Genomic DNA, 11,730 nt, shown 5'->3' on the forward strand with positions numbered 1-11,730 from the left:
CTCAAAACGGAAGGACTCTATCCTTATGATATCCGAAAAATGGCTGAGGCACAAAGAAGAATCGAGAAATACATACGGTTTTACAACCGAAGACGACCACAGCGTAAATTAAACAAACTGACGCCAGTAGAGTACCGACGCCAGCTTGCAACCTAGGTGTTTTTTTCAATGTCCACTAAATGGGGTCTTGACCAAATTGGCGACGGGGCTGTTGAGAGTGGCCGGAGCGGCCGGTCCGGCTACGGAGTCACGTAGGCCGGCTCCTCGTTCCTGGCCTGTGGCTGAGTCTGCGGCCGGGGAGTCCGCGCCGGCTGCTCGGCCGGCCGGGGCGGCGACCCAAGCAGCTCCAGAACGGACAGCGCGCAGGAGGTGAACTGCTGACGCTGCGCGGCGAGTCTGCGGCGGCGCTGTTCCTCCATGGCGGCGTAGTCCGTGCGAAGCAAGCGGAACCATTTGTCGATCACCGCTTCGGAATCCAGCACTTCGCCGAGGCCGATGCTGACGAAATACTGGCAGTTCTTCTCTTCCTGGCCGGGAATCGCTTTGTAGAAGAGCATCGGAATGCCCTTCGCCATTCCTTCCGTGCAGGTCATGCCGCCCGGCTTCGTAATCAGGAGGTCGGCGGCGTCCATCAGCTTGTGAATTTCACTGCTGTAGCCGAGAATCTTCACATTCGGATGGTTCAGCCGGGGATCGCTGCTGAGCCGGCGGACCATGCGGTCGTTGCTTCCCATGCAGAAGATCAACTGAATCTGATCCATCCGGGACGTAAGAGCGTCCATGATTTCCTTGCCGAACATCAGGCCCCAGCCGCCGCCCATGACCAGAACGGTCGGCATGTCCGCCAGACCGAGTTCCCGGCGGCTCTCCTTCTTAATCGGGGACGTCCAGAACTTCGGATGAACCGGAAGGCCCGTCACGCCGACAACGTCGGAGGAGATGCCCCGGCCGGTCAGAATGGATTTGACCCGGGAGGTCGAGACCAGATAACGGTCCGTCTCCGGATTGATCCAGCTTGCGTGGGCATCATAGTCGGTAATCAGCGTGAACAGGGGCACATTCAGCCCTTGCGACTTCAGACGCGAGACCACTGCAGCCGGCAGGGGATGAGAGCATATGATGAGGTCGGGCTTCAGCCGTTCGATTACCCGGCGGGCACGCGAATAGAAGACCCGGTGCAGAGCCATCCGGGTCAGGCGGCTCAAGGGATTATGATATTGGGATTTGTAGAGAAGTCCCACCAGCTTAGGCTGAGTGCTTACAGTTGCCCGATAAGTCGACAATACCCACGGGGCTACCGTCGGATTCAGAAATTTGCCCAGCTCGAAGACACGGCACTGAACCTCGGGGTTCAGCCGGCGAATTCCTTCGGCCAGAGCACGAGACGCCGCCGTATGGCCGGTGCCGAAGCCCTCTGAAAACAGTAGCACTCGTTTCTTGCGCATAATCTCACCCGCTGCTTTCCATTTCAATAGAATTGCACGAACCCTTCAATAACCACTATACGCTATTCTTGTCCAAAAATTCTGTGCACTTCTCACATTATACAAATAAGACGGAAATAGAAAGACCAAACACTGCAAAAAATTAAAATAATTCTGCCGCAGGCATCTTGCAAAGTGCAGATAAGGGTGGTAAAGTAATGAATGACCAAATGACCAAAAGCGTAAATTGGTCAGTTTTTAATCCCGGCTCCTGCGGCCCGTCGGGCTTGAGGAGCGAAGAAAGGACGTGCGCGGTTAATGGCAGTGGTAGACCGAAGGAAACAGGTGCTTCAGGCGGCGGCCAAGTCGTTCTCGCTGTTCGGGTACAAGGCAACCACCATGGATCAGATCGCCCGGATCGCCAACGTCGGCAAAGGAACGATCTACACGTTCTTTGCCAACAAGGATCAGTTGTTCGATGAGATCCTTCATACGGTCCTGGCAGAGATGAAGGGGATCGCGGAGCGCGAAATTCAGCGCGACAAGCCGTTCTTCGACAACCTGCACCGTGTCCTGGACGCTCTCCTGGAATTCCGGGACGAGCATGAGCTGTTCATCAAGCTGTCGCAGGAGAACCGGGAGGTGGGAACACCGCAAGCCCAGGAAGGACTCGACAAGATCGAGAAATTGGTGCTGGGCTACATCGAGCGGGAGGTGGAGCACGCCATTCGGCGGGGAGAGATCAAGCCGTGCGACCCCAAAGTGGTCTCACTGGTCATGTTCCGGCTCTATGTGGTGCTGACGGCAGAGCTCAACAAGCTGAATGCGCCGCTGGACAAGGAGCAGATCAAGACGTATTTTCACTTGTTTCTGGCTGAGGGGCTGGAAGCGCAGAGCACCGGGGTGACGCAGCAGCGGTAAGCCATAAGCGCAGCCGCCCCCGGCTGAGGAGAGCCGTTACGGCGCTTTTTTTGTCGCTTTGACTGACTGAATGGGGAAAACGGTCAGTTGGTGTTGCCGAATAACAATTTTTCCCTAATAGAAAAGCTTCATATAAGATAAGGAGAGAAGACCAGAATGAAATCATTATCCGTTTTTGCCAAGGATATGAGGGCGGCGTTTCGGAATCCGAAATTGTTCATCCCGATGCTGGTGGTCCTGTTCATTCCGGTACTCTACAGCGGTCTGTTCTTGAAGGCCTTCTGGGACCCGTACGGCAAGATGAACGAGCTTCCCGTCGCCGTCGTCAACCAGGACAAGGGAGCCCAGTATGAAGGCAAGCAGCTGGACGCCGGCAAGGATCTGGTAGAAGAGCTGAAGAAGACCGACGGGTTCCAATGGAACTTTGTCAGCCGCGAAGAGGCCGAAGCGGGCCTGGACGACAACAAGTACTACATGGCAATCATTGTGCCGGAGGATTTCTCGTCCAAGGCGACCACGCTGCTGGATGAGCATCCGACGCCTGCACAGATCGTATTTGAACCGAATGCGGGCTACAACTTCCTGTCGGCTCAGATCGGAACGACGGCAGTGAAGGATATCCGCACGAAAGTATCGGAAAAAGTGACAGAGGCCTACACCGAATCGGTCCTCGACAAAATCTCCGAAATTTCCGGCGGCTTGGGAGAAGCCGGAAGCGGCGCCTCCAAGCTTGCCGACGGAGCCGGCAAGCTGGACGAGGGCGCAGCCAAGCTGCACGACAATCTGCTGGTGCTGACGGACGGAGCGGGCAAGCTGCTGGATGGGGTCCAGCCGCTCACCAAGGGCGTCAGCGACCTGAACAACGGCGCCGCCCAGCTTAAGACCGGAAGCGGCACGCTGGCCTCGGGGCTGCAGCAGCTCTCGGCTGCGCATAAGCAGCTGGCCGCCGGCGTCAACAACGCTTCGGCAGGCAGCAAGAAACTGAACGCCGGCCTTCAGCAGTCGCTGACCGGCGCCCAGAAGCTTCAAGCCGGAACGCAATCCGCCGTAGAAGGCTCGGCGAAGCTGCAGACCGGCGCCCAGTCGGTAGCCGCAGGCGCCGACAAGCTGGCGACCGGCCTGAACTCGGCCGTGGAAGGCAGCGGGCAGCTCGCAACGGGGCTTAAGGCTTCTTCCGATGGCAGCGCCAAAGTGGCCGATGCCGCGAAGAGCCTCTCCCAGGGCCTTCAGGCTCTGGCGCAGTCCAATCCGCAGCTCGCGGCCGATCCGAACGTACAGAAGCTGGTCGCCGGCGCGGCGGCAGTGGCTCAGGGCAGCGCACAAGTCTCCCAGAGCCAGCAGCAGCTCTCCGCAGGCGCAGCGGCGCTTCACTCCGGCTCGCAGCAGCTGGCCGAAGGCGCGAAGAGCCTGAACGCCGGCTCGAAGCAGCTGGCAGCGGGCATTGACAGCCTGCACAGCGGCGCCGTGCAGCTCAACACCGGCGCGGGACAGCTCGCGCAGGGCCAGAAGCAGCTCTCTGCCGGCGCGTCCGAGCTGACGGCAGGCTTCACGAAGCTGAATGCCGGCATGACCCAGTTCGGAACGAAGCTGAGCGAAGCGGCGGCAGGCGGCTCCAAGCTGGCCCAGGGGGGCGCAGCGCTTGAAGCCGGAACCTCCAAGCTGCTGAGCGGCGCAGGCCAGCTCAGCGGCGGAATCAGCTCCCTTGCAGACGGTTCGCAGAAGCTGGCCGATGGAGCCGGGGAACTGAAGACCGGCGCCGACCAGCTGAAGGACGGCTCCAAGGAGCTGGCGACGAAGCTTGGCGACGCCGCTACACAGACGGCGAACGTCAAGAAGACCGACGAGATGGTCAGCATGTTCGCCGAGCCGGTTCAAGTCGAGACCAAGACGCTTAATGCAGTGCCGAATTACGGAACAGGCTTCACTCCGTACTTCCTGTCGCTCGGTCTGTTCGTTGGCGCGCTGATCTGCACGATTGTGGTGCCGATGCGCGAGAGCGAAGCCGAAGGCGCAACCCGGTTCAACCGGTTCATGAGCCGGACGCTGACCTTCACAGGCATGAGTCTGATTCAATCCCTGCTGGCCGCCCTTATCGTTCTCTACGGCCTGAAGCTGGAGGTCCACAGCAAGCCGCTGTTCTTCCTCTTCACCTTCGTAACGGGCCTGACCTTCATGTGGATCATTCAGGCGCTCGTGACCTGGCTGGATCAGCCTGGCCGCTTCGTAGCGATCGTCCTGCTGATCTTCCAGCTGACGACCAGCGCGGGCACCTTCCCGCTGGAGCTGATTCCGAACTGGATGAAGGGCCTGAACCCGCTGCTGCCGATGACTTACAGCGTTCGCGGCTTCAAGTCGGTTATTTCCACCGGCGACTACAGCGCGATGTGGAGCGACCTCGGCATTCTGGCGATCTTCGCCGTCGGCTTCCTGGCGCTTACACTCATCTACTTCCTCACCCGCAACCGCGATACGCAGGCCGGTGTGAAAAGTGAACAAGTTATGAATGTATAATTGAACAAGATTCGACAAGATAAAAGCGTCCCTTCGGGGACGCTTTTTGATTTGCATTTATAATGAAAGCGTTTTAGACATGTGAGATTCTGCCCGAAGTTGGTTTTAAACGCTTACATTGCATAAGTCCTTATTCGCAAGTAATGCATAAATATTCACGGTATAGATTTTTTAAGCTTTTGCCCATTAAAGCTGTGTCGCAAAAACGGTTGTTAATCAAACTCATAAAAAACTTTAAATTGCGCTCATGTTAGGTCGATGATAAAATGATATAACCAATCTTCAACTGAATAATTATTAATAATGCCCCACTTTATTATAGAAAGGTTGCGTACGATGAGACATACCGAATTGCCGCCCAAACAAGGCCTTTATGATCCCCAGTTTGAGAAAGATGCTTGCGGAATGGGCTTTGTGGCCCATATCAAAGGGAAGCCCTCGCACGATATCGTCCAGAACGCCCTGACGATGCTGATCAATATGGAGCATCGCGGCGGGCAGGGAAGCGAGCCGAACTCCGGCGACGGCGCCGGCATCATGATTCAGATTCCGCACCGCTTCTTCTCGGCAGAGGCGGCGGCGCTCGGGTTTGAACTGCCGGAACCGGGCCATTACGGCGTCGGCATGATCTTCCTGTCTCACAACGAAACCGTCCGTGCCGCGCACGAAGCCATTCTGGCGAACATTGTCGCCGAGGAAGGCCAGACGCTGCTCGGCTTCCGCGATGTGCCTACCTTCGATGAGATGCTGGGCAAGACCGCCAAGGCGGCCAAGCCTTATGTACGCCAAGTGTTCATCGGCCGGTCCGAAGATCTTCGGGACGAACTTGCCTTTGAACGCAAGCTCTATGTAATCCGCAAGCGGGCCGAGCTTGCCATCCGCTACAAAGCCGAAGTGGAAGAAGGCGAGTCTTTCTACCTGCCCAGCCTGTCCTGCCGCAAGATCGTCTACAAGGGCATGCTGACGACCGTACAGGTCGGCCAGTTCTATCTCGATCTCCAGAACGAAGCTTTTGAATCGGCCATTGCGCTTGTCCACTCCCGCTTCAGTACGAATACGTTCCCGAGCTGGGAACGCGCGCATCCGTACCGGTTCATGATTCATAACGGCGAGATCAACACTCTGCGCGGCAATGTGAACTGGATGCATGCCCGGCAGTCGCTCTTCAAGAGCGAAGTGTTCGGCCAGGATCTGGAGAAGATCAAGCCGGTCATCAATCCCGACGGTTCCGACACAGGGATGTTCGACAACACGTTTGAATTCCTCTACCTCAGCGGACGCTCGCTCCCGCATGTAGCGATGATGATGGTCCCTGAGCCTTGGAGCAACCATGAGACCATGGACGAGAAGAAGAAGGCATTCTATGAGTATCACAGCACGCTGATGGAGCCGTGGGACGGCCCGGCCGCCATGGGCTTCACGGACGGTATCCAGATCGGCGCGATTCTTGACCGCAACGGACTGCGCCCGTCGCGCTATTATGTAACGAAGGATGACCTGATTGTGCTGTCCTCCGAAGCGGGCGTCCTGGATATTCCGCCGGAGAACGTGCTCTACAAGGACCGCCTGAGACCGGGCCGCATGCTGCTGGTCGACACGAAGGAAGGCCGTATCATTTCCGATGAGGAAGTGAAGGCCAAGATTGCGTCCGAACATCCGTACCGGGATTGGCTCGACGAGCATCTCATCAGTCTGGATGAGCTTCCGGACGCGCCGGAACTGCCGAATCCGAAGCATGACAACGTCCAGCAGCTGCAGCAGTCCTTCGGCTATACGTTCGAAGATCTGCGCAAGGTGCTGGAGCCGATGGCCTCAACGGGCGCCGAAGCGGTGGGTTCGATGGGCTATGACGCGCCGCTTGCGGTGCTGTCCGACCGTCCGCAGCGTTTATACAACTATTTTAAACAAATGTTCGCCCAGGTAACCAATCCGCCGATCGACGCGATCCGCGAAGAACTGGTCACCTCGACGACGACAACAATCGGCCCGGAACGCAACCTGCTGAAGCCGGAGCCGGAGAGCTGCCGCCAGATTGCGCTGGATACGCCGATTCTCTCGAATGAGGATTTCGCCAAGATCCGCCATGTTCGCCGTGCCGGCTTCAAGTCGATGACCATCCCGATTCTATTTCCGGCCGAGCTGGGCGCAGAGGGCATGCGCCTCGCGCTGGATCGTCTGAACGAAGCGGCGGACCGCGTAATCGAGAAGGGCCATAACATTCTGATTCTGTCCGACCGCGGCGTAGACAAGGACAATGCGGCTGTACCGGCGCTGCTGGCCGTCTCCAGCCTGCACCACCATCTGATCCGTCAGGGTACGCGTACCCGGGTAACGATTCTGCTGGAATCCGGAGAGCCGCGTGAAGTGCACCACTACGCGCTGCTGCTTGGCTACGGCGTCAGCGCTGTCAATCCGTATCTGGCCTTTGAGAGCCTGGATGACATGATCAGCCAGGGGCTCCTGCGCGGCATCTCGCATGAGAAGGCGGTCAAGAACTATATCAAGGCGGCGACGAAGAGCGTCGTCAAGATTTTGTCCAAGATGGGCATTTCGACGATCCAGTCGTACCGCGGCGCCCAGATTTTTGAGGCGGTCGGACTGAAAGCCGAATTCGTGGACCGCTACTTCACCTGGACGCCGTCCCGAATTGGAGGCATCGGCCTCGAAGAAGTGGCCGCCGAAGCGCTCTCCCATCACAGACGCGCCTTCTCCGAGAAGGACGGCACCGACAAGGTGCTCGATTCGGGCGGTGAGTACCAATGGCGCAGCGACGGGGAAGAACATCTGTTCAACCCGCAGACGATCCATCTGCTGCAGCAATCCGTGCGAAGCGGAGATTACGGGCTGTACAAGAAATACGCGGCGCTTGTCCAAGGCGAGAGCCAGAAGCATATGACCCTGCGGTCTCTGCTGCAGCTTAAGCCGGCGGGCGAGCCGGTTCCGCTGGAAGAAGTCGAGCCGGTGGAAGCGATCATGAGACGCTTCAAGACAGGAGCCATGTCGTTCGGCTCCATCAGCAAGGAAGCGCATGAGACGCTGGCGATTGCCATGAACCGCATCGGCGGCAAGAGCAACACCGGCGAAGGCGGCGAGGACCCGGCCCGCTTCATTCCCGATGCCAACGGCGACTCCCGCCGCAGTGCGATCAAGCAGGTCGCGTCGGGCCGCTTCGGCGTCACGTCGAACTATCTGGTGAACGCCGACGAGATTCAGATCAAGATGGCGCAGGGCGCCAAGCCGGGCGAAGGCGGACAGCTTCCGGGCCGCAAGGTGTATCCTTGGGTCGCCGAGGTTCGCGGCTCGACAGCAGGCGTAGGTCTGATTTCGCCTCCGCCGCATCATGACATCTATTCCATCGAGGATCTGGCAGAGCTGATCTATGATCTGAAGAATGCCAATCCCCGTGCCAATATCAACGTCAAGCTCGTATCCGAAGTCGGCGTAGGCACGATCGCCGCAGGCGTTGCCAAGGGCCGTGCCGACATCATCCTGATCAGCGGCTATGACGGCGGTACCGGCGCATCGCCGATGAACTCGATCCGCCATGCCGGTCTGCCCTGGGAGCTGGGGCTTGCCGAGACGCATCAGACCCTGATGCTGAACAACCTGCGCGACCGTGTGGTTCTGGAGACGGACGGCAAGATGCTGAGCGGCCGCGACCTGGCGGTTGCAGCCCTGCTGGGGGCCGAGGAGTACGGCTTCTCGACGGCTCCGCTCGTGGCGGTCGGCTGCATCATGATGCGCGTCTGCCAGATGGATACTTGTCCGGTGGGCGTAGCCACGCAGAATCCGGAGCTTCGCCGCAACTTCACCGGCGATCCGCAGCATGTGGTCAACTTCATGACCTTCGTGGCCCAGGATCTCCGCGAGATCATGGCAAGCCTCGGCTTCCGGACGATCGAGGAGATGGTAGGACGGACGGACTGCCTCGATGCGGTTCAGGCTTCTTATCACTGGAAGAAGAAGGGCGTGGATCTGTCGGGACTGTTGCATACGCCGGAGCTGCCGGAAGGCAGCACCCGTCACCGCACCAAGACCCAGAACCACGGCCTGGAAGAGACGCTCGATATGTCTCAACTGCTCGCCATCGCGGCTCCGGCCATCGAGAACGGCGCGGCCGTCGAAGCGTCGCTGCCGATCACGAACGTCAACCGCGCCGTCGGCACAATTCTGGGCAGCGAAGTCACGCGCAAGTACGGAGCGGCCGGTCTGCCTGAGGATACGATCCGTCTGAACTTCAGCGGTTCGGCCGGGCAGAGTCTGGGAGCCTTTGTGCCGAAGGGAATTACGATTACGGTCGAAGGCGACTCCAACGACTATGTCGGCAAGGGATTGTCCGGCGGCAAGCTGATCGTGAAGCCTTCGCCGCAGGCTACTTTTGCCGCAGAAGAGAATATTATTATCGGCAACACGGCGTTCTACGGGGCAACCGGCGGAGAAGCCTACATCAGCGGAATTGCCGGCGAACGCTTCGCAGTCCGCAACTCCGGCGCGAAGGTCGTTGTCGAAGGCGTGGGCGACCACGGCTGCGAATACATGACCGGCGGACGCGTAGTCGTCCTGGGCGGAACCGGCCGCAACTTCGCGGCGGGAATGTCGGGCGGCATTGCCTACGTCTACGATCCGGACAACAGCTTTGTCGGCCGCTGTAACCTGGAGATGGTCCTTCTGGAACGTGTCGAGGATGAAGAAGAGGCGCAGGAGCTGCAGGACATGATTGCCCGTCACGCCGAGCTGACCGGCAGCGCCCTGGGAAGCCGTGTGCTGGCGAACTGGCAGGAGAACCTGCCAAGCTTCGTCCGTGTCATTCCGAAGGACTACAAGCGGATGTTGAGCCAGATTCGCAAGGTTCAGGAGACCGGCCTTACCGGCGAAGCCGCGCTGATGGCCGCTTTCGAAGCGAACATGAGAGAGCTGGCCCGCGTCGGCGGCTGATCCGAGGAGAGAGGGCCTTAAAGCCGAGACAGGAGAATCGCAGCAATTCCGTAAGGATTGCTGCGGTTTTTTTCTTTTTTCTGGAACCTCATGGCGGAATTCCTCGTAACAAGAGTGGCGATGCAGGGTTGAGGCTCTGCTTGGCCGTCTAAGGAGAGGAAGAAGAATAAGACACACAGAGAGGGGAGTGAGCGGAGACATGCAGCACGCAGAAGAGAACAGGCAGTTCGTAGCCCAACTGAAGGGCGTGACCAAGAAGATCGGCTCGAAGACGCTGGTCAATGGTCTTACCCTGGATATCCCGAAAGGACAGGTGTTCGGATTTCTGGGTCCCAACGGCGCCGGCAAAACGACGACGATCCGCATGATGGTTGGACTGATCTCGATTACCGAGGGAGACATTCTGATCGACGGGCAGAGCATCCGCCGGAACTTCGAGCAGGCGATCACCCGGATCGGAGCTATTGTCGAGAACCCGGAGATGTACAAGTTTCTGACCGGCTACCAGAATCTGCTTCAATACGCCCGCATGGTCAAAGGGGTCGACAAGAAGCGGGTAGACGAAGTGGTGGCGCTGGTCGGACTCGGGAGCCGAATCCATGACAAAGTCAAGACCTACTCGCTCGGCATGCGCCAGCGGCTGGGCGTCGCCCAGGCGCTTCTGCACCGGCCGAAGCTGCTGATTCTGGACGAGCCGACGAATGGCCTCGATCCGCAGGGCATCCGCGAGCTGCGCGATTATCTGCGCCGATTGTGCCGGGAGGAAGGGACGACAGTCTTCGTATCCAGCCATCTGCTGTCGGAGATGGAGCTGATGTGCGATACGGTCGCAATTATTCAGAACGGTCATCTGGTCGATGTCCGGTCGCTGAAGGAAGAGGAAGGCGCAGCTGAAGCGGCCCGCAATATCCGGTTCGAAGTGGACCGTCCCGAAGAAGCCGCAGCGCTGATCGGCGGTACAGCCGGAGCGGAAGGCGTTACCTTGTCCGCTGCAAGAGCCGATATCCCGGAACTGAACGCAAGGCTGGTCCATGCCGGCTTCCGGGTGTATGCGATCCGCGAGTTGACCGTGTCGCTGGAAGATCAATTTTTGCAAATGACCGGAGGTGAGGGCATTGGGTAATTTTGCATCGCTGCTACATAACGAGAATATCAAAGTCTACAGCCGTATCCGGACTTGGGTGATGCTGGCGCTGCTTGTACTGCTGGGCATTGCGCTTCCGGTTCTGTTCTATACAGCGAGCGACGTCGGGAACCGGCCGGGCCGCTGGGAGAGCTTCGAGATGACGATGAGCGTCCTGTTCTTCCTGAACTCCATCTTTACGGTCATTATCGCTTCGGATATGGTCGCAGGGGAATTCTCTTGGGGAACGATCAAGCTGCTGCTGATCCGTCCCTGGAGCCGTTCCAAAATCCTGCTGTCCAAATATTTGTCAGTCGTGCTGTTCAGTCTGCTGACGACGGTGCTGCTGGCGGTATTCGCCCTAGGAACCTCGTTTCTGCTGTTCAAGACCGGAGATATTACCAGATACACGAAGGGCGACTGGACTCCGGCAACCTACATGCTGACGAGCATAGCCTGCTCCTATGTGCAGTTGTTCATCACGGCGGCGCTTGCCTTTATGGTGTCCAGCGTGTTCCGGGCCAGCGGGCTGTCGATTGGCCTGTCCCTGTTCCTGATCTTCGCGAACGGAATCATTATTGCAATCTTTAACCCGGACCATTACGGCTGGGCCAAATACCTGCTGTTCAACCACTTGGATCTGCAAATGTACATGAACTCGAGTACAGGCCCCGGAGGCGTAACAATCGGCTTCTCGGCCGCGGTTCTGGCGGTCTACTACCTGGTCTTCATGCTGATCTCCTGGCTGGTCTTCTCCAAAAGAGACGTGGCGGCCTAAACAGCGGCCCCATCCGGTTCCGTCCTTTACACCCGCTC

Annotated in this window: 7 protein-coding genes; 6 read left to right on the plus strand and 1 reads right to left on the minus strand. The window is 58.4% G+C overall.

All coding sequences use genetic code 11. The annotated features are described in order from the left end of the window. The coding region (locus tag RBI05_RS13220; RefSeq protein ID WP_310550946.1) for an IS3 family transposase at nucleotides 1-156 on the plus strand (156 nt) is incomplete at its 5' end. Between the two features lie 83 nt (nucleotides 157-239). On the opposite strand, the gene RBI05_RS13225 is transcribed toward RBI05_RS13220, so the two are convergent. Beyond that, nucleotides 240-1,445 (minus strand): MGDG synthase family glycosyltransferase, encoded by a 1,206-nt coding sequence (locus tag RBI05_RS13225; RefSeq protein ID WP_310551443.1) that lies wholly within the window; start codon nucleotides 1,443-1,445, stop codon nucleotides 240-242. Between the two features lie 297 nt (nucleotides 1,446-1,742). Here RBI05_RS13225 and RBI05_RS13230 point away from each other — a divergent pair, with 297 nt between their 5' ends. From RBI05_RS13230 to RBI05_RS13250, 5 genes are all read left to right on the plus strand, one after another. Beyond that, a complete protein-coding gene (locus tag RBI05_RS13230) occupies nucleotides 1,743-2,345 on the plus strand; it encodes a TetR/AcrR family transcriptional regulator (RefSeq protein WP_310551444.1) in 603 nt (200 codons plus the stop codon). 156 nt (nucleotides 2,346-2,501) lie between these two features. After that, nucleotides 2,502-4,856 (plus strand): YhgE/Pip domain-containing protein, encoded by a 2,355-nt coding sequence (locus RBI05_RS13235; protein ID WP_310551445.1) that lies wholly within the window; start codon nucleotides 2,502-2,504, stop codon nucleotides 4,854-4,856. A gap of 336 nt (nucleotides 4,857-5,192) precedes the next feature. Next, nucleotides 5,193-9,791 carry a glutamate synthase large subunit gene (gene gltB, locus RBI05_RS13240; RefSeq protein ID WP_310551446.1) on the plus strand — a complete coding sequence of 1,533 codons (4,599 nt, stop codon included), beginning with the start codon at nucleotides 5,193-5,195 and terminating at the stop codon, nucleotides 9,789-9,791. Between the two features lie 199 nt (nucleotides 9,792-9,990). Further along, nucleotides 9,991-10,914, plus strand: coding sequence for an ABC transporter ATP-binding protein (locus RBI05_RS13245; RefSeq protein ID WP_150457955.1), 924 nt, complete (start codon nucleotides 9,991-9,993; stop codon nucleotides 10,912-10,914). Next, entirely contained in the window at nucleotides 10,898-11,692 is a 795-nt protein-coding gene (locus RBI05_RS13250; protein WP_310551447.1) for an ABC transporter permease, read from the plus strand. Before RBI05_RS13245 ends, RBI05_RS13250 begins: the two co-directional genes overlap by 17 nt. The last annotated feature ends 38 nt before the right edge of the window (nucleotides 11,693-11,730 follow it).

Origin of the sequence: Paenibacillus glufosinatiresistens, from assembly GCF_031470375.1 — a bacterium.
Taxonomy (GTDB): domain Bacteria; phylum Bacillota; class Bacilli; order Paenibacillales; family Paenibacillaceae; genus Paenibacillus_AQ; species Paenibacillus_AQ glufosinatiresistens.

Excerpts from the sequence above, each read along its gene's own strand:
- RBI05_RS13245 (WP_150457955.1), top strand. The coding sequence starts at position 9,991 with ATGCAGCACGCAGAAGAGAACAGGCAGTTCGTAGCCCAACTGAAGGGC.
- gltB (WP_310551446.1), top strand. The coding sequence starts at position 5,193 with ATGAGACATACCGAATTGCCGCCCAAACAAGGCCTTTATGATCCCCAG.
- RBI05_RS13225 (WP_310551443.1), bottom strand. The coding sequence starts at position 1,445 with ATGCGCAAGAAACGAGTGCTACTGTTTTCAGAGGGCTTCGGCACCGGC.
- RBI05_RS13235 (WP_310551445.1), top strand. The coding sequence starts at position 2,502 with ATGAAATCATTATCCGTTTTTGCCAAGGATATGAGGGCGGCGTTTCGG.
- RBI05_RS13230 (WP_310551444.1), top strand. The coding sequence starts at position 1,743 with ATGGCAGTGGTAGACCGAAGGAAACAGGTGCTTCAGGCGGCGGCCAAG.